This is a genomic window from Helicobacter pylori, from assembly GCF_006440215.1.
GTDB lineage: Bacteria > Campylobacterota > Campylobacteria > Campylobacterales > Helicobacteraceae > Helicobacter > Helicobacter pylori_CS.
This window is the reverse complement of the sequence record NZ_VEZH01000008.1, coordinates 76,129-93,654: the sequence shown is the minus strand read 5'-3', so window position 1 is coordinate 93,654 and position 17,526 is coordinate 76,129. Positions and strand designations below refer to the sequence as shown.

Sequence of the window (17,526 nt, the reverse complement as noted above, 5' to 3'; positions counted from 1 at the left end):
ACCAACAAGAGGGGCCTTGTGCCTTTGGTCTCGTCAGACACGTCGTTAAAGTGATCGGGCTGACCATTGAAAGTCAAAAAACGCTTTGATGTTTAACGAGCGATTTGCCTCACTTACAAAGGACAGGTAGAGAAGCGTTAAGGCCAGAAACCTTTCACACTCCCCCCCCCCCCCCCCATTTAATACCAATACCGCCCTTATCTTATCGCGCCAAGCCAAAGCCATCGGAGAATCTGACTTTGAGCCGCATTCATCAGCAAAGAAGCGAGCGATAACAACATCTACCGCAGAGGTGGGGGATTGGCTTTCCCTTTATTCTGCCTTGCCTAATCTCGCTCTAGTTTGCGATAGAGGCTCTAAAGTAAGCCCCATTTCTAATGTTTTTGTAACAAACATGCTTTGCGATTTGCATGTGAATGGATCGGGGAGTTATGCGTTTTTGTTGTATCGTTTAATATAGGTGGAGATAGGTAACTTCTATCATTTGATGAGAACAAATCCAGAGACTAAACATTAAGATAGCCTTAAAACGCTTGTGTTAAAATAATTAGAGTAGCAGATATAAAAGGTTAGTTAATAATGGATTTTTTAAAAGAAAACTTAAATACTATTATAGAGGGGGATTGTTTAGAAAAGTTGAAAGATTTTCCTAATAGAAGCGTTGATTTTATCTTTGCTGACCCCCCTTATTTCATGCAAACAGAGGGGGAATTGAAGCGTTTTGAAGGCACAAAATTTCAAGGCGTTGAGGATCATTGGGATAAATTTGGCTCTTTTAAGGAATACGATACCTTTTGTTTGGGTTGGTTAAAAGAATGCCAAAGGGTTTTAAAAGATAATGGCAGTATTTGTGTGATAGGGAGTTTTCAAAATATTTTTAGAATTGGTTTTCATTTGCAAAATTTAGGGTTTTGGATACTCAATGATATTATTTGGCACAAGAGTAATCCGGTGCCTAATTTTGCTGGCAAGAGACTATGCAACGCCCATGAAACGCTTATTTGGTGCGCTAAACACAAAAACAGCAAAGTTAGCTTTAATTATAAAACAATGAAGTATCTTAATAATGACAAACAAGAAAAATCGGTTTGGCAAATCCCTATTTGCATTGGTAACGAAAGATTAAAAGATGCGCAAGGCAAGAAAGTGCATTCCACGCAAAAACCAGAAGCGCTTTTAAAAAAAATCATTTTAAGCGCGACTAAACCTAAAGATATTATTTTAGATCCCTTTTTTGGCACAGGCACAACAGGGGCTGTGGCTAAATCTATGAATAGGTATTTTATTGGCATTGAAAAAGATTCTTTTTATATCAAAGAAGCGGCAAAACGCCTGAATAACACTAGGGATAAAAGCGATTTTATCACTAATTTAGACTTAGAAACTAAACCCCCAAAAATCCCTATGAGTCTTTTAATTTCTAAGCAATTGTTAAAAATTGGAGATTTTTTATACTCATCTAACAAAGAAAAAATTTGTCAAGTTTTAGAAAACGGACAAGTGAGGGATAATGAAAATTATGAAACTTCTATTCATAAGATGAGCGCTAAATATTTGAATAAAACCAACCATAATGGCTGGAAATTTTTTTATGCGTATTATCAAAATCAATTTTTATTGCTCGATGAATTGCGCTATATCTGCCAAAAGGAGTTTTAATGGATTATCAAACCTTTAACGAGATTTTTAATCGTTTTGTCTTTGGAACATCTAAAGCAAAATTGCTTGAAAATATGGCTGAAAATCCTGAACGCTATTTGGGGATTTTTAGACCCACTAAGCCTAAAACAAAACTATTACAAAATTTATTGACTTCCCATGAGATTAAGTTTGGCGATGCGTTTGAATATTTAATAGAAGAGTCTTTAAAAGAGCATAACTTTTCGCCTTTATCTAAAAAAATTCCTTATTACAATAAGGGTAAAGAAAAAATGGAATCTTTAGAATTAGATCAGTTTGCCAAAAAAGATAACACATATTATTTTATAGAACAAAAAATGCGAGATGACCATGACAGTGCCAAAAAGAGAGGGCAAATAGATAACTTTGAAAGAAAATTAGAGGCTTTAATCCATCTTTATGGCGAAAACATTCAAGGCTATTTTTACTTTATAGATGAGAGTTTGAATAAAAATCAAAATTATTATAAAGAAGAATTGCAAAAATTATCTGTTGGTTATGGCGTGCCTTTGAGTTTGTGTTATGGTAAGGAGTTGTTTGAAAATCTTAATATCTTGCAAGTTTGGGATGAGGTTTTAACCCATTTAGTATGGTGACGTGAAATTTTACCCGATTTACCCAGTTTGAATTTTGATGAAAATCCTTTAGAAAGTTTTAGAGAAATCAAAGATTTAGCGCCAAGCGTTTATAGAAAACTTTTGGATAATGATGGAATTTTCAATCTTGTGTTAATTTTATTCCCAGAACAAAAAGTTTTAAAAATGTTAGTAGAGCATTTTAGACAACAAAATAAAACGATCTATCAGCAATTAGTCTCAAAGTTAGCGGCAAGATTATTGTCTTTGCGATAGAGGCTCTAAAGTAAGCCCCATTTCTAATGTTTTTGTAACGGGCATGCTTTGCGATTTGCATTTGAACGGATCGGGGAGTTATGCGTTTTTATTATACCGATTAGGCTCAAAATGAGTGAATGAATGGGCATGTTATCTAAATTTTAGATAGAATAAACGCAAAAAATTGAATAAAACCTTAAGGGTGATTCTTTTTCTAATCTCAAAAATGGGTGGTGCTATTAACAATGACAAAACGACTTTTTAAAGGGTTGTTAGCGATTTCTCTTGCTGTGAGTTTGCATGGTGGTGAAGTTAAGGAAAAAAAGCCGGTCAAGCCGGTTAAAGAAGATCCGCAAGAATTAGCGGCTAAAAGGGTGGAAGCGTTCAGTCGTTTCTCTAATGTGGTTACAGAAATTGAAAAAAAATATGTGGATAAAATCACCATTTCTGAGATCATGACTAAAGCGATTGAAGGCTTGCTCTCTAATTTGGATGCGCATTCAGCGTATTTGAATGAAAAGAAGTTTAAGGAATTTCAAGCCCAAACCGAGGGCGAATTTGGGGGGCTTGGGATCACGGTGGGCATGCGCGATGGCGTTTTAACCGTTATTGCCCCTTTAGAAGGCACTCCAGCTTACAAAGCTGGGGTTAAGTCAGGCGATACCATTTTAAAAATCAACAACGAAAGCACGCTGAGCATGAGCATTGATGATGCGATCAATCTCATGCGCGGCAAGCCAAAGACCCCTATCCAGATCACCATTGTGAGAAAAAACGAGCCAAAACCCTTGGTGTTTAACATTATTAGAGACATCATTAAAGTCCCGTCTGTCTATGTGAAAAAGATTAAAGACACCCCTTATTTGTATGTGAGAGTCAATTCTTTTGATAAAAATGTGACCAAATCGGTTTTAGACGGCTTGAAAGCTAACCCTAAGACTAATGGGATTGTGTTGGATTTAAGGGGTAATCCTGGGGGGCTGTTAAACCAGGCGGTAGGCTTGTCTAACTTGTTCATTAAAGAGGGGGTTTTAGTCTCTCAAAAAGGCAAAAATAAAGAAGAAAATTTAGAATACAAGGCTAATGGCAGAGCCCCTTATACCAATTTGCCTATTGCGGTGTTAGTCAATGGCGGTTCAGCGAGCGCGAGTGAGATCGTCGCAGGGGCACTGCAAGATCACAAACGAGCCGTGATTATTGGTGAAAAAACCTTTGGTAAGGGAAGCGTGCAAGTGTTACTCCCTGTCAATAAAGACGAAGCCATTAAAATCACGACCGCACGCTACTATTTGCCGAGCGGGCGCACCATTCAAGCTAAGGGGATCACGCCTGATATTGTGATTTACCCGGGTAAAGTGCCAGAAAATGAAAATAAATTCAGCTTGAAAGAAGCGGATCTGAAACACCATTTAGAGCAAGAGCTTAAAAAGATTGATGATAAAACCCCTAATTCCAAAGAGGCGGATAAAGACAAGAAAAACGAAGAGGAAAAAGAGGTTACTCCTAAAATGATCAACGATGATATTCAACTAAAAACCGCTATTGACAGCTTGAAAACCTGGTCTATCGTGGATGAGAAAATGGATGAAAAAGCGCCTAAGAAGAAATAAAAACTCATGGGGTTTTTATTTGAAAAATCGTTAATGACTTTTTGCACTCATCCAATCAAAATTATTAAAACCATCAGTTTGGTTTTAAGCCTTTTAGCCACCTTTTTGGTTGCTGATTTGGTCGCTGAAAACACTCATGACCCAGAAGAAATCAAGGCTAAAGTGGTTTATGTGAAAATCCCCCAATTAGAAGATTTGGAAAACAACCCCGTTTATATCGGTCAAACTATAGGCGTAACTTATGATTTATTGCTGTTTGACGCTGAGTTTTTGGAAGCTAAAATCAAAGACGAGCTGGATAAAACCCAAATTGAGCTTTTAAGCAAAATGCCTAAATGGAAAAAGGTGGAAAAAGAGCTTTTCAGAGCGACTTATTATTACAAGATTAAGGGCATAAAAGCGAGCATTCCGCCTTTAGAAGTGAGCGCGTTTTCCAATAAAGACAAATATATAGATTATTCCATAGCCCCAAAAGTTACTTTGCAGGTAACGGACTTATCCAAAAACCCTCGTTATGCGAATGTCATGGCTAAAGATTTACAAGTTTTGCAATACAAAACCAAAGATTATGACGATAAAAACAATATTTTGGTGGTGGAATTAGCGTTCAAAGAGGCTAATTGGGAAGATTTTTACATCAAAGAAGCGCTCAAACAAGGGTTTGATAACGCCTCTTTAAACCAAATCAAGGCTAAAGAAGGGAGCGTTTTTTATTATTGCGTGTTGCCTAAAACCATTCAAAACCTTTCTTTTGATTATTTTTCGCTTTCTAACAGGCAATTTAAAACCTTATCTTTTTCAACCATTCCCACTCAAGACACTACCGGTATTCAAAGCGATCTCATCCCTAAAAACAATTTTTTAGTCTTTTCTAATGTGGCGCTGCTCGCTTTGTGCGTGTTTTTCTTGGTGTTGTTTTTCATTTTTGGGCGCAAGCTCATTTTTTTAGGGCTTGGGATTTTGTGCTTAGGGTTTGTTTTGTATCACCTTTTATTCACGCAAAAATCAGCCCTATTGCTCGCTCATAAAAAAATCCGCATTCTGCCCACGCAAAATTCCACCATCTTAGGGCTTTCTAAAAATGAAATGCCGATTAAAATCTTAGGCTCGCATGATGATTATTATAAAATCCTAACGCCGCATGAACAAATAGGATGGGTCAAAAAAGATGAAGTCAAATAAAAAATCTTTAAGAGCGGTTTATAGAGCTTTAGTGATCGCTATAGGTTTAGCCGTTATCATTGTTTTCAATTATTTTAACCGCAAAAACAATAACGCCCGCTCCAGCCGTAGGGCTTGTTCGTGCTTTTTTCCCCTTACCGGGGTTACTTTAGAAAAAATAGGCGCTTTTGATACGGACGCTAAACTCATTGTCTTAAACCACCAAAGCTTATTGGACATTATTTATTTAGAAGCCTACCACCCTAGCAATATTTGCTGGATCGCTAAAAAAGAGCTGGGCGAAATCCCCTTTTATGGGCATGCCTTAACGGATACCGGAATGATTTTAATTGACAGAGAGGATAAAAAGGGGATTGTGAGCCTTTTGAAAGCGTGTAAAGAAAAATTAGATCAAAACCGCCCTTTAGTGATTTTCCCTGAAGGCACTAGAGGCAAAGGAGGAGAAAAATTCCTCCCTTTCAAGCAAGGGGCTAAAATCATCGCCGAAAAATTCCAGCTCAAAATCCAGCCCATGGTGTTAATCAATTCCATTAAAATCTTTAATTCCAAGCCCCTAGAAGCCTATAAAGCCCGCACCCGTTTAGTCATGCTAGAAAGCTATACGCCCAGTTTTAGCTCACCCACCTGGTATGAAGAATTACAAGAACGCATGCAAAAAGAGTATTTAAAACACTACCATGAATTAAACCCTAGCGAACAATGAAGCTTTTTGACTGCGCTCCTTTAAGCTTGGCTTGGCGGGAGTTTTTGCAAAGCGAATTTAAAAAGCCTTATTTCTTAGAAATAGAAAAACGCTACTTAGAAGCTCTAAAAAGCCCTAAAACCATTTTCCCCAAAAGCTCTAATCTGTTTTATGCGCTCAATCTAACGCCCCCTAGCGCGGTTAAAATCATCCTTCTAGGGCAAGACCCCTACCATTCCACCTACCTAAAAAATCAGCAAGAATTGCCTGTGGCGATGGGCTTAAGCTTTAGCGTGGAAAAAAACGCCCCCATCCCCCCAAGCTTAAAAAATATTTTTAAAGAATTGCATGCGAATTTAGGCGTGCCTGTGCCTTGTTGTGGGGATTTGAGTGCATGGGCTAAAAGGGGCATGCTGTTGTTGAACGCCATTTTAAGCGTGGAAAAAAACCAAGCCGCTTCGCACAAACGCATTGGTTGGGAAGCTTTTAGCGATCAAATATTGATGCGCCTTTTTGAAGCCAACGCTCCCTTGATCGTGGTGCTGTTAGGAAAGATCGCCCAAAAAAAGATCGCTCTAATCCCCAAAAACAAGCACATCATCATCACGGCCCCTCACCCTAGCCCCTTATCTAGGGGGTTTTTAGGGAGTAGGGTTTTTACAAGTATCCAAAACGCCCACAGAGAAATTTATCATAAGGATTTTGATTTCAGCTTGTGATTTAAAGGCTTTACTTTAATCAAATATTAAAACTCAAACCTTAATTTTATTTTTTTAAGGGATAGGGGGATATATTGAAATAACTCTCACCCTACAACCCTCAACTAAAACCCCCTAACCTCCCAAGACCGCCTTAATAAATTATCGTTTGATTAAAGCTCTTTTGTTTTAAAAAACGATTAGAAGCTGAAAGTAAAAGTATAAGTGCCTTTGTTAGTTTTTATTTTAGCTTCTTTAAGGTTGCTACAAGCTCTGGTTTTAAAGATTTCGCCAAATTTTAAGGGGATTTCTATAGTATTGCCTTGTTCTTTCATTCTTTTGATTTTTTGTTCCACTTGAGCGAGTTTTTGAGTGAGTTCTTTTTGCTCTTTTAGACTTTCTTGTTGCTTTTCTTGTTGTTTTTCTTGTTGTTTTTGTTGGTGCTCTTTTTGGTATTTTTGCCGTTCTTGCTGGTATATTTTGCGGAATTTAGGAAGTTCTGTTCGTGCCTCTTTAAGAATTGCATTTGATTGGTTTAAAGTAAACTCTTTATATTCTTGAAGATAGGCTGTCCATATTTTTTTCTGTATTTTTTGATATAAAGGATCCAAGTCTTGCTTGAATTTATCTATTTCTTCTTTTGACCATTCTTTTGATGCTTTTTCCCAAAATTCTCGACTAGTAAGCTTGTTATAATCCTCATCTCCCACGACGCTTTTGATATAATCATCAAGGTAGTATTTGTCTGTGCAACCTTCTGAAACGGAGGAAAGAGAGATATGTATATATTTGTGTTGCTACAAATATACCCTTTTTCCGTTCCTACAGGTTTTATCCTGCTTGTTATATTGTTTATAAATTCACGCCCCCCTTTATCGTCGCTAGAATCCCCTGCAAAAAAATATTTTAGATGTTTGTCAAAAAGTTTCAAGGAATAAATTTTTTTATCTTCAGGCCCTTTAGTCCCGTTACCTTCATAATCAATAGTAGAATCCGTACCAGAGTCCAAATCAAGATCTAGAAAACGAGGGCTAGCGGTGTCATTATTTATTCTATCTACCAATTTATCAAAAGTATTGATAGTGCTGAGCTGTTTTTGGAAATTTTCGTTGGTTTTAATAATATCTTCCATTTGTTTCATATTCACTCTTGTCCATGTATCTAGATTGTCGTATGTTTGCACCTTTTCTCTTTTCATCTTTTCTTTCATGTTTTCAATTTGTAGCATAATATTCTTTCTTTTACTTTCATAGCTTTTTAAACTCATGTTGCTATGTATCTCGCTTTTACAATTCCCTCTATTAAGCTCAATATTTTGGATGACAATATCATCTACATTAGACGAGACTTCAAGATAGGTTTGTTCTTCAATATTATAAGTGTATTTATCAAAATTACCCTCTATTTGTTTATGCGCATCAATAGGTACACCTCCAAATAAAGGCGCTAACGCTAGGCTTAAAACCCCCAATGATTTAAAGTTTATTTTCATGCTTGCTCCTTTGTGCAGTTCGGTTCGTGAGCTATAAATGGTTTGTAATTGGGCGAACATTCTAATAGCGTGGTCTCTTCATAACCATTATTAAATGGAGTTATAAGGTTTTTTAAAGCCTTTTTTAAATCTTGCATGTTGTGGTAGGTTTCCAGTTTTTCTAGTTCGCTTTCATATAGCAAAACTTTTTCACTACTTTTTGATTCAAAACAGACGACAAGCTTGAGAAGTAATGTTTTTATCATCTCCAATTCATAATAAATCCAATTAGACTCAATTTTGTTATTTTGGGTTATACTATTGTCCTTAATTACAATATAGACACGGCATTGTTGGATAATTTCTACTAAACAAATTGCCATAAGAGAAGACAAGTGTCTTTCTAGCTCTTGCTCGCTTATCTTATTTTTAAAAATCTCTAAAATACTTTCTTTAACATCTTTAAGAGTGATACTCCAAAACAGGTTATCTGCAAACACCTTAAAATCATTGTCCTTTTCTAGCTCTTCTTTAAGATCTAAAACAATTTGATTATCTTTGTGGGAATGAGAGATGAAAATCCAAGGCTTATCTTTACTCAAAGAAGTGTTAAAACACTCTTCTTTTAAGATTTTAGCATTGATAGTATTGTCATCATTAAGAGATTTTTTTAGGATTTCACGCATTCTTTGTTTGTTGTCGCTATGTTTGTTATCGCTCTTTTCCATTTACTTTTCTCCAAAAACATTATCAAATACAAATTTTTAAGTTTCCTCTCAAATGCCTTTAGTTTAGTAGACTTAGACTTAGCTTAAGCAGAACTCTAAAAAATTTTAGGGCTTATTCATATTTGATTAACAGAGCCAAATGCCTTTATTTAAGAGCATTTGTGATAGAATGGTGATTTTTAAATAAAGGGAAAACATGCCAATTAGAATCGCTATCAATGGGACTGGGCGCATCGGTTTGTGTGCTATAAGAGTCGCTAGTCAAAGAAAGGATATAGAAATTGTCGCTATCAATTCTACCGCTGAATTAGAAACTCTTTTGCATTTGATCCGCCATGACAGCGTGCATGGGCATTTTGAAGCCAAATTAAACGCCAATAGAACCCTAAATATTGGGCATAGTAAAAACATTTTAGTGTCGAGTGAGCGAGACATTAACAAGCTTGATTTCTCTGCCGCTAATGCAGAAATCATCATAGAATGCACTGGGAAATTCAATTCCTTAGAAGCTTCAAGCGCCCATCTTAAAAACAGCGTGAAAAAAGTCATCATCTCCGCTCCCGCGCAAAATACGCCCACCTTTGTCTATGGGGTGAATCATAAGAATTACCATAACGAAAGCGTGATTTCTAACGCTTCTTGCACGACTAACGCTACCGCTCCTTTACTCAAAATCTTAGATGAAGCTTTTAAAGTAGAAAACGCGCTTTTAACCACCATCCACAGCTACACTAACGATCAAAACCTTTTAGACACCAAGCACAAAGACATCCGCCGTGCTAGAGCGGCTGGTTTAAATCTTATCCCCACAAGCACCGGCGTGAGCAAAGCCATTTCGCTAGTCTTACCGCATTTAGGCCCTAAGATCACAGGCCTTGCTATCAGAGTGCCTACCCCTAATGTGAGCTTAGTGGATCTGTCTTTTAGCTTTAAAAAATCCGTGAGTAAAGCGAGCGTTCAGCATGCGCTTAAAGACGCTTGTAAGCATGCCTTTAAAGGGGTTGTGGGTATTGATGAAGAAAGGCTTGTTTCAAGCGATTTTATTTCTTCGCCCTTTAGCGCGATCGTGATTGATGATCAAATCATGACAATAGGCGAAAAAAATGCTAAAGTATTGGCATGGTATGATAATGAGATGGGCTATAGCGAGCGCTTGATAGACATGGCGCAATATATAGCGCAAAATTAAAAGAAAGGATTTTTCATGTTAGCTAAAATGTCGTTTATGCAAAACGTTAAAAACATTCAAGAAGTGGAAGTGAGCCATAAAAGGGTGCTTATTAGAGTGGATTTTAATGTGCCTTTAGATGAAAATTTGAATATTACCGATGACACGCGCATTAGAGAGAGCTTGCCTACCATCCAATATTGTATTGACAACAAGGCTAAAGATATTATTTTAGTGAGCCACTTGGGCCGCCCTAAAGGAGTTGAAGAAAAATTGAGCTTGAAGCCCTTTTTAAAACGCCTTGAAAGACTCTTAAATCATGAAGTGGTTTTTTCTCAAAACATCGTGCAACTCAAACAAGCCCTAAACGAAAACGCACCCACAAGGATTTTTCTTTTAGAAAACATCCGCTTTTTAAAAGGCGAAGAAGAAAATGATGAAAATCTGGCTAAAGATTTAGCGAGCTTGTGCGATGTGTTTGTGAATGACGCTTTTGGCACGAGCCACAGAAAGCATGCCAGCACTTATGGCACCGCCAAATTCGCCCCTATTAAAGTGAGCGGGTTTTTACTCAAAAAAGAAATTGATTCGTTCTATCAAGCGTTTAACCACCCTTTACGCCCTTTATTGTTGATTGTGGGGGGGGCTAAGGTCAGCTCCAAACTCACCTTGTTAAAAAACATTTTAGATCTCATTGATAAGCTCATCATTGCCGGGGCGATGAGCAACACTTTCTTAAAAGCCTTAGGCTATGATGTGCAAGATTCTTCTGTAGAAGACGCTTTGATAATAGACGCCCTAGAGTTATTGCAAAGCGCCAAAGAAAAAAAAGTCAAAGTCTATTTGCCTATAGACGCTGTAACCACTGATGATATTCTCAACCCCAAACACATTAAAATTTCACCCGTCCAAGACATTGAGCCTAAACACAAGATCGCTGATATAGGGCCTGCGAGCCTGAAATTATTTTCTGAAGTCATAGAGAGTGCGCCCACGATCCTATGGAATGGCCCCTTAGGCGTGCATGAAAAGCAAGAATTTGCCAGAGGCACAACCTTTTTAGCCCACAAGATCGCTGACACTTACGCTTTCTCGCTCATTGGTGGGGGCGATACCATTGATGCGATCAACCGCGCGGGCGAAAAGGACAACATGAGTTTTATTTCCACCGGTGGGGGAGCGAGTTTGGAATTATTAGAGGGCAAAGTTTTACCTTGTTTTGAGGTTTTGGACAAACGCCATTAAGGATCGCTTATGGTGAACGTGTTTTTCAAACAGCAAAAATTTGTCATTAAAAAACGCTTTAATGATTTTAATGGCTTTGATATAGAAGAAAATGAAGTCCTATGGTTTGAACTCATCAACCCTACGCCCAACGAATTGGCCACTCTAAGCCAAGAATACGCTATCCACTACAACACAGACCATTCCCAACGAGTCTCATCAGTTGCCAAGTATTGGGAAGACAGCTCCAGCGTTACGATCAACGCTTTTTTCACCAATCATGATGGAAATGAGACTTTCCACACGGAAATGGCGACCTTTATTTTGTCTAATAACATTCTTTTCACGATCTATTATGGGACTTTAGAAATCTTTGATTCTATCCAAAAAAAGGTTTTGGCTAGCCCTAAAAAATTTGAAGACGGATTTGATATTCTAACCAAAATCTTTGAAGTGTATTTTGAAAAAGGGGTAGAATGCCTAGAGTGGATCAACAAACAAACGAGCCTGTTGCGCAAAAATATCATTTTCAAAGAAACTTCTACGCCTACGCATGAAAATGTTTTGATGCGCTTGTCCAATTTGCAAGAATTTAATGTGGCTTTAAGGGATTCCTTTTTTGACAAACGGCGCATTATTACCGCTTTATTAAGGAGCAATAAAGTGGATAGCGATACTAAAAATAATTTAAATATCATTTTAACCGATTTTAGCTCTTTAGTGGAGTCTACAACGGTCAATCTCAACTCCCTAGACAACATTCAAAACCTGTTCGCTTCTCAAGTCAATGTGGAGCAAAATAAAATCATCAAGCTCTTCACGGTGGCGACCATGGCGATGATGCCCCCCACATTGATTGGCACGATTTACGGCATGAATTTTAAATTCATGCCGGAGTTAGAATGGCAATACGGGTATTTTTTCGCGCTGATTGTCATGGCGATTTCTACGATTCTTCCAGTAATTTATTTTAAAAAGAAAGGCTGGTTGTAGCCTTTCATGGAATTTTTATTCTCACTATTAGACGCTCTTTCTACAACGCATGGCATAGTCTCCTTGACTACACTCACGCTTTTAGAAATCATTTTAGGGATTGATAACATCATTTTTATCACAGTGATGGTCTATAAACTCCCCAAACACCAGCAAAATAAAGCCATGATTTTAGGCTTGGGTCTGGCTATGCTCATGCGCATAGGGCTTTTAGGGAGCTTGTTTTTTATCAGCCATTTGCAAAAGCCTTTATTCACTTTAGCGAGCATGAGCTTTTCATGGCGTGATGTGGTGCTGCTTGTAGGGGGGGTGTTTTTAGCTTTTAAAGCGTTAGTGGAATTAAAAGATCAGATTTATCCTAAAGAAAAACACCAAAAAAAAGCGTTTGGCTTTTTCATCACTTTAATAGAAATCATGTTTTTAGACATCGTCTTTTCTTTAGACTCTGTGATCACGGCTATTGGGATCGCTAAACACTTAGAAGTCATGGCGCTTGCTATTATTTTATCCGTAATAATGATGATGTTTTTTTCCAAAATCGTTGGCGATTTTATTGAAAAACACTACCGTGTCAAAACTCTAGCCTTTGTTTTTTTGCTCGTTGTGGGCGTGTTTTTGTTTTTAGAAGGCTTGCATTTGCACATCAATAAAAACTACTTGTATGCGGGCATTGGTTTTGCCTTACTCATAGAATGCTTGAATATCTTCATAGAAAAGAAAGTGAAAAAAAGTTAAAAAGCGTTTTCTTAAAAACAAAATTAAAGAAGTTGTTTGCAAAAGGCTTTCATGCTTTTGTGAATAACCAAATTTTAATCAAAACTCATAAACGCGGCATTTCGCAATGAAACCCCCTTAAAAGAGGGTTTGTGCACGCACCTAGTAAGCGAACACATAATTCAAATACACGCTATAGAGCCTTCTGTATTTGAGTTCAGCGCCCATGAAAGAGTAATAATCCGTGTTAATGGTGGGGATTTTCACGCCCAATTCCATGCCATGCTGAGCGGCATGATCGCTGTCTTTTTTCTTAGGCCTAGCGAGATTCATTCTCAAGCCTAAATCAAACAAAAATTGGAAGTTAGAAGTGCTGACATTAGCGTTATAAATGCCATTTATCATGGTCAAATTCACTTGTTGGGAATTAAGCCACGAAGTCCCGGCTAACGCAAAGCCTCCAAAAAGCCCCACAGAAAGCTTGTTATTTTTGCCTAAAAAGTTGGTGTTTTTATCGTTGATGAAGTTATAAAGTGCATCCATACCCACCCCATAAGTCCACACATCAGAAGCGGAGTTAAAAAAGCTGGATTTAATGAACGCATGGTTGTAATCAAAAAAGCCGTAATACCTTAACCCACACCTGAATAGATTTTTCTTTGATACAAAGAAACTTCATATTATAAGCAATAAATGGAATTTTATGGCTAATTTTAGCTCTAAATTTTAGAGATTTTGTTTTTTTTTTTTTTTGTAAATTGCGAAAAATGGGGGTTTGATTCAACTTTTAAGGCTTAAAACCGCCTTTAAAAGAAAGACTGGCTTAGTCTTCTTTCAAGCTATAAGCGATAGGGATTTTTAGATGCACGGTTTCTTCTGGTTTAGGGAATAAATGCGCTGCGTTTTTAATGGCATCTAAAGCCGCATGGTTTAAAATATCAGTCGTGTTGCTTTTAACTACTTTAATGTCCGTAACGCTCCCATCAGGATTGATCACAAAGCTCACTAACACTTCGCCCTCAATGCCCCTAATCTGCGCCATTTTAGGGTAGCGGTTTTTAGAAGAAATAGCGGTTTGGATCTTCATTAAGAATTCGTTGCTCACCCCTGGGTTATAAGCTTGAGCTTCAGAAGTCGCGCCCTCAGAGGTTTTGTTGGATTCTTCTTGCTTGTCTTTTTCTTTGACTATGTCTTTAGTCGTTACTTGTTTAGGAGCGCTTTTTTCTTTAGCTTCCTCTTTAGCTTCTTCTTTAGCTTCTTCTTTAGCTTCTTCTTTTTTGGGTTCTTCTTTAGGCTCTTCTTTTTTAACCTCTTCAACTTTAGGCTCAGGCTTATGCTCAGGTTTTGGCTTAGGCTCGGGTTTGGGTTTTGGTTTAGGCTTAGGTTTAGGTTTTGGCTTGGGTTTGGGTTTTGAAACCTCTTTTTTGGGTTCTTCTTTTTTTGGCTCTTCTTTCTTGGGTTTTTCTTTAGGCTCTTCTTTGGGTTTAGCCGACTCGGCATTGGTCTTTGTATTGGAATTAGTGTTAATGCTGGCTAAACTCATGGTAACCTTAGTGGTGCCCGCTTGCGCTAAAGGCGTTGGGGCCTCTTCGCGCAGTAAAAAATAGCCAAACCCTATAGCGTATAGGGCAAAAGAGATTAAAAAGCTAACACTCGTTGAGACTTTACTTAGCTTCTGTGGAGATGGAGAAATTTTCATGATTATGCTCTTTTAAAATATCCATAATGCTGATAAAAGTTTCAAAACGAGAGCTTTTGTCGCTTTTTAAGTCTATAAGGGTTTTAGGGTCTGTTTGTTTGATTACAGCACTCAAAGCTTCTAAACTCGTCGGTTTGTCATCTACGAAAATATTGTCATGCTCATCTACAGAGATGACCACCACTTTTTGATCGTTTGGCTGGGATTTTTCCGCATTTTTAGCGTTAGGGAGATTGACTTTAATCTTACCTTGCGCGATAAAAGTAGAAATGCTTAACACGATCGCTAGCAAAACGAGCATAATATCAATAAAAGGGACAACATTCAGCCCATCGCCTCTTCTGATGCTTTTCATTTTTTCATGATCCTAAATTTTTCGCTCAAAACATCGGATTTTCTCAACAGGCTGTTATAAGCGATCAAAGTAGGGATCGCCACAGCAAGCCCTAGAGCGGTCGCTTTTAAAGCTAAAGACAAACCTACCATGATCGTTTTAGCGTCCATCCCGCCGCTCATGCCCATGTCATAGAAAATCACCATAATCCCTAAAACCGTCCCTAATAAGCCCACATAAGGCGCGTTAGAATAAATCACATAGAGAATGGTTAGATTCTTGGTTAAATCCAAATTTAGGGCATCTATATCATCGTAAGCTTTCAAATTGACTTTGGAATAAAAAATAACCCTTTCAATCACAAACCACAAAGCTAAAAAACTGGCCACGCCAAGCACCGCAAAAACAAACACATCCACATAATCTTTCAACATTGCCATTGAAAAACCGCCCATAAAAACTCCTTGTCTATGATGAAATAATTCCCTTAAGATTGAAGCAACACGCAACACAGCCATTCTAAGAGCATGCGCTCTTTAAGAAGCATCTGTTCGCATAAATGCTCCAAAATGATAAAAGAATGTTGGATTGTTGATTATATTGTTTTAATAATAACAAGTCAATGGTAATTAAGCTAGTAATTGTAATTAAATTCAAACGCTCTTATGACCAACCATTTAAATCCAATCTGTATTATAATTGTTCATTTTAAATTAATTCAATCATACTAGCATGAGCGGCTTTTAACAGACTTATGCCAAAAAAGGATTTTTCTCAATGGATACACCCAATAAAGACGATTCAATCATCCGCTTTTCGGTTTCTTTGCAACAAAATTTATTAGATGAATTAGACAACCGCATCATTAAAAACGGCTATTCTTCTCGCTCAGAATTAGTGCGCGACATGATCAGAGAAAAATTAGTAGAAGACAATTGGGCAGAAGACAATCCTAATGATGAGGGTAAAATCGCCGTGCTTGTGGTGATTTATGATCACCATCAAAGGGAATTAAACCAGCGCATGATAGACATTCAGCATGCCAGTGGGACGCATGTTTTATGCACCACGCACATCCATATGGATGCACATAATTGTTTAGAGACGATTATTTTACAAGGCAGTTCGCTTGAAATCCAACGCTTGCAATTAGAAATCGGTGGGCTTAGGGGGGTTAAATTCGCTAAATTGACTAAGGCGTCTAGCTTTGAACACAATGAATAGCGTCTTAAGATACAAAGAATTAGCGCTCTATGGAGGGAGTTTTGATCCCTTACACAAGGCTCATTTAGCCATCATTGATCAAACTTTAGAATTATTGCCATTTGCCAAGCTCATTGTCTTACCCGCTTATCAAAACCCTTTCAAAAAGCCATGTTTTTTGGACGCGCAAACCCGTTTTAAAGAGTTGGAATCAGCCTTAAAGGGAATAGATAGGGTGCTATTGAGCGATTTTGAAATCAAGCAAGAAAGGGCTGTGCCTACGATAGAAAGCGTTCTTCATTTTCAAAAACTCTACCACCCCAAAACGCTTTATTTAGTCATAGGGGCGGATTGCTTGAGGCATCTTTCTTCTTGGACTAACGCTAAAGAGCTTTTAAAAAGGGTGGAATTAGTGGTTTTTGAAAGGATTGGCTATGAAGAAATCCAATTTAAGGGGCGTTATTTCCCTTTAAAAGGCATTGATGCACCGATTTCTTCTAGCGCGATTAGAGCTAGTTTAGGGGTTTAAGCGTGTTTTTTAATGTGGCGGTAAGCCTCTTGAATGATAGCGAAGCGTTTGGCGTAAAGAGCCTTTTTTTCTTTCAGATCGCACAAATCAGGGTGGTAGGTTTTAGCCAACTCTAAATAGCGCTTTTTGACTTCGCTGAAATCTTCATGCTTGATAAACCCTAACGCTTTGTAGCATTCCCTTAATTTGCGTTCAGCCAAAGTGGTGTAGCTGTCCTTGCCAAAGCCATTAGGATAGATGAAATCTAAGCATGCGTTATGGACGATTCTATTTTCATTGAGCGTTACAATGAGTTCCCAAAAACGCTCTGAATCGCCTCTTATATGCAATTCATCTTGGGTTTCTAAAAACACACAGCCGCTGAATTTTTGGCGTAAAAACCGCTTGGCGATAGGGTGCTTGGTGATAAAAAGCGCGTATTCTGCCCCAAAGGTTAAAACTTTCACTTCTATTTTTTCTAAAAGCGTGTTTTGAGCTATGATTTTGATGCGTATGGGCAGGTGGCTTTTTTGTAAAATCTCTTCTAAAGAATGCGCGCTAATATCTTTCTCATGCGTGCATTCAAGGGCATGATAGACCCAATTGAGCAAGTAGTTTTTTTTAAAGCATTCCGTGTCGTTTAAGATGAGCAACGATGAAGAGAGCATGTGGCACTGGCTGAAATGTTTTTTAGCGTAGTTTAAAACTTTTTTCAATAAAGGGTGGCTGTTAGGGAGCGCGATTTGCGTGAATTTGGCTAACAATTCAATTTTGGCCATTGCCCTTATTTTCTCCATGC

The 17,526-nt window shown here is 37.8% G+C and carries 18 protein-coding genes and 4 pseudogenes; 14 read left to right on the top strand and 8 right to left on the bottom strand.

The window, feature by feature from the left end; all coding sequences use genetic code 11:
• The 8 genes and pseudogenes from FIM44_RS08650 to ung form a co-directional block, all read left to right on the top strand.
• Positions 1 to 460, top strand: a pseudogene (locus FIM44_RS08650) (type ISP restriction/modification enzyme); the annotation flags it as partial.
• A gap of 119 nt (positions 461 to 579) precedes the next feature.
• Positions 580 to 1,659: a DNA-methyltransferase gene (locus FIM44_RS05240; RefSeq protein ID WP_021308277.1), complete on the top strand. Its 1,080-nt coding sequence runs from the start codon at positions 580 to 582 to the stop codon at positions 1,657 to 1,659.
• A pseudogene (locus FIM44_RS05235) lies at positions 1,659 to 2,531 on the top strand (HpyAIV family type II restriction enzyme). Before FIM44_RS05240 ends, FIM44_RS05235 begins: the two are co-directional and overlap by 1 nt.
• A pseudogene (locus FIM44_RS08830) lies at positions 2,521 to 2,646 on the top strand (DNA methyltransferase); the annotation flags it as partial. The pseudogenes FIM44_RS05235 and FIM44_RS08830, both read left to right, overlap by 11 nt.
• A 112-nt stretch (positions 2,647 to 2,758) precedes the next feature.
• Positions 2,759 to 4,123: a S41 family peptidase gene (locus tag FIM44_RS05225; RefSeq protein WP_194148699.1), complete on the top strand. Its 1,365-nt coding sequence runs from the start codon at positions 2,759 to 2,761 to the stop codon at positions 4,121 to 4,123.
• Positions 4,124 to 4,129: 6 nt separating this feature from the next.
• Positions 4,130 to 5,305 carry an SH3 domain-containing protein gene (locus FIM44_RS05220; protein WP_140579315.1) on the top strand — a complete coding sequence of 392 codons (1,176 nt, stop codon included), beginning with the start codon at positions 4,130 to 4,132 and terminating at the stop codon, positions 5,303 to 5,305.
• Positions 5,292 to 6,008 carry a 1-acyl-sn-glycerol-3-phosphate acyltransferase gene (locus FIM44_RS05215; RefSeq protein ID WP_140579314.1) on the top strand — a complete coding sequence of 239 codons (717 nt, stop codon included), beginning with the start codon at positions 5,292 to 5,294 and terminating at the stop codon, positions 6,006 to 6,008. The genes FIM44_RS05220 and FIM44_RS05215 overlap by 14 nt, the downstream gene beginning before the upstream one ends.
• A complete protein-coding gene (ung, locus tag FIM44_RS05210; protein WP_140579313.1) occupies positions 6,005 to 6,706 on the top strand; it encodes a uracil-DNA glycosylase in 702 nt (233 codons plus the stop codon). The genes FIM44_RS05215 and ung overlap by 4 nt, the downstream gene beginning before the upstream one ends.
• Before the next feature lie 179 nt (positions 6,707 to 6,885).
• Here the strand turns inward: ung and FIM44_RS08645 are convergent, their stop codons facing one another.
• The 3 genes from FIM44_RS08645 to FIM44_RS05200 are packed head-to-tail and all read right to left on the bottom strand — an operon-like array spanning position 6,886 to position 8,884.
• Positions 6,886 to 7,296 (bottom strand): hypothetical protein, encoded by a 411-nt coding sequence (locus FIM44_RS08645; protein WP_238699624.1) that lies wholly within the window; start codon positions 7,294 to 7,296, stop codon positions 6,886 to 6,888.
• Between the two features lie 17 nt (positions 7,297 to 7,313).
• A complete protein-coding gene (locus FIM44_RS05205; protein WP_238699623.1) occupies positions 7,314 to 8,177 on the bottom strand; it encodes a hypothetical protein in 864 nt (287 codons plus the stop codon).
• Positions 8,174 to 8,884 carry a toll/interleukin-1 receptor domain-containing protein gene (locus FIM44_RS05200; protein ID WP_140579312.1) on the bottom strand — a complete coding sequence of 237 codons (711 nt, stop codon included), beginning with the start codon at positions 8,882 to 8,884 and terminating at the stop codon, positions 8,174 to 8,176. The genes FIM44_RS05205 and FIM44_RS05200 overlap by 4 nt, the downstream gene beginning before the upstream one ends.
• Positions 8,885 to 9,080: 196 nt before the next feature.
• Here FIM44_RS05200 and gap point away from each other — a divergent pair, with 196 nt between their 5' ends.
• The 4 genes from gap to FIM44_RS05180 are packed head-to-tail and all read left to right on the top strand — an operon-like array spanning position 9,081 to position 13,004.
• Positions 9,081 to 10,073 carry a type I glyceraldehyde-3-phosphate dehydrogenase gene (gene gap, locus FIM44_RS05195; protein WP_140579311.1) on the top strand — a complete coding sequence of 331 codons (993 nt, stop codon included), beginning with the start codon at positions 9,081 to 9,083 and terminating at the stop codon, positions 10,071 to 10,073.
• Between the two features lie 15 nt (positions 10,074 to 10,088).
• Entirely contained in the window at positions 10,089 to 11,297 is a 1,209-nt protein-coding gene (locus FIM44_RS05190) for a phosphoglycerate kinase (protein ID WP_140579310.1), read from the top strand.
• Positions 11,298 to 11,306: 9 nt separating this feature from the next.
• A complete protein-coding gene (gene corA / locus FIM44_RS05185) occupies positions 11,307 to 12,269 on the top strand; it encodes a magnesium/cobalt transporter CorA (RefSeq protein ID WP_140579309.1) in 963 nt (320 codons plus the stop codon).
• Between the two features lie 6 nt (positions 12,270 to 12,275).
• Positions 12,276 to 13,004, top strand: coding sequence for a TerC family protein (locus FIM44_RS05180; protein ID WP_140579308.1), 729 nt, complete (start codon positions 12,276 to 12,278; stop codon positions 13,002 to 13,004).
• Between the two features lie 141 nt (positions 13,005 to 13,145).
• Here FIM44_RS05180 and FIM44_RS05175 read toward each other — a convergent pair.
• From FIM44_RS05175 to exbB, 4 genes and pseudogenes are all read right to left on the bottom strand, one after another.
• Positions 13,146 to 13,625 (bottom strand): annotated as a pseudogene (locus FIM44_RS05175) (outer membrane protein); the annotation flags it as partial.
• Positions 13,626 to 13,806: 181 nt separating this feature from the next.
• Positions 13,807 to 14,682, bottom strand: coding sequence for an energy transducer TonB family protein (locus FIM44_RS05170; RefSeq protein ID WP_140579307.1), 876 nt, complete (start codon positions 14,680 to 14,682; stop codon positions 13,807 to 13,809).
• On the bottom strand, positions 14,648 to 15,037 hold the full coding sequence (exbD, locus tag FIM44_RS05165) for a TonB system transport protein ExbD (protein ID WP_121049793.1): 390 nt from the start codon (positions 15,035 to 15,037) through the stop codon (positions 14,648 to 14,650). The genes FIM44_RS05170 and exbD overlap by 35 nt, the downstream gene beginning before the upstream one ends.
• The gene (gene exbB / locus FIM44_RS05160) at positions 15,034 to 15,471 is read right to left on the bottom strand and encodes a TonB-system energizer ExbB (protein WP_000508555.1); all 438 of its coding nucleotides are present in this window, start codon (positions 15,469 to 15,471) and stop codon (positions 15,034 to 15,036) included. Before exbB ends, exbD begins: the two co-directional genes overlap by 4 nt.
• A gap of 322 nt (positions 15,472 to 15,793) precedes the next feature.
• Here exbB and nikR point away from each other — a divergent pair, with 322 nt between their 5' ends.
• Both nikR and nadD read left to right on the top strand, forming a co-directional pair.
• On the top strand, positions 15,794 to 16,240 hold the full coding sequence (gene nikR / locus FIM44_RS05155; RefSeq protein WP_140579306.1) for a nickel-responsive transcriptional regulator NikR: 447 nt from the start codon (positions 15,794 to 15,796) through the stop codon (positions 16,238 to 16,240).
• A complete protein-coding gene (gene nadD / locus FIM44_RS05150; RefSeq protein WP_194148700.1) occupies positions 16,233 to 16,748 on the top strand; it encodes a nicotinate (nicotinamide) nucleotide adenylyltransferase in 516 nt (171 codons plus the stop codon). Before nikR ends, nadD begins: the two co-directional genes overlap by 8 nt.
• Here the strand turns inward: nadD and FIM44_RS05145 are convergent.
• Complete coding sequence (locus tag FIM44_RS05145) at positions 16,745 to 17,506, bottom strand: J domain-containing protein (RefSeq protein ID WP_140579322.1); 762 nt, start codon at positions 17,504 to 17,506, stop codon at positions 16,745 to 16,747. The two genes, nadD and FIM44_RS05145, sit on opposite strands and share 4 nt — an antisense overlap.
• Positions 17,507 to 17,526 lie beyond the last annotated feature (20 nt).